The 360-nt window shown below is 58.3% G+C and carries 1 protein-coding gene; it reads left to right on the top strand.

The genetic code is table 11. The features are described 5' to 3' along the window. Positions 1 to 103 precede the first annotated feature (103 nt). Positions 104 to 328, top strand: a complete 225-nt coding sequence (locus AC1RPW_RS08170) for a hypothetical protein (protein WP_481769468.1) — start codon at positions 104 to 106, stop codon at positions 326 to 328. Positions 329 to 360 lie beyond the last annotated feature (32 nt).

The raw sequence follows: 360 nt of genomic DNA on the forward strand, positions 1-360 counted from the left end.
GGGGGGCAGAGAAAAAGCAAGATGAAGAAATTCGGGGATGGGTGAGGGGCCAGAGAGGCCCCGTTACTATTTGTCTCACGTTCAACACATAACGGATTACACAATGGCACTCTATAACGGCGTTAATCGGCTCACCATTCACGCATCGCGGTTTGCTGGGCTCGGGTACGCGAATTCGAATCCGGCGGGCGTCCCTTGCTGGCGGTTTGTTGACATGCACGACGGCGAAGACCGCGCGGCATGCGTCGGACCGCAATACCGGACACGCGCTGAATTGCTGGCGGATGCCGCGCGCTACGCTCGCGACGCATGGGGTGATCTCGTCTAAAGGGGTGCATGAGGCGCACATTCGATAATGGC

The organism is Dellaglioa sp. CoH-55-MRSF-8 (genome assembly GCF_056782195.1).

What these genes read in the sequence shown, in the direction of transcription:
- AC1RPW_RS08170 (WP_481769468.1), top strand. Translation starts at nt 104, where the DNA reads ATGGCACTCTATAACGGCGTTAATCGGCTCACCATTCACGCATCGCGG.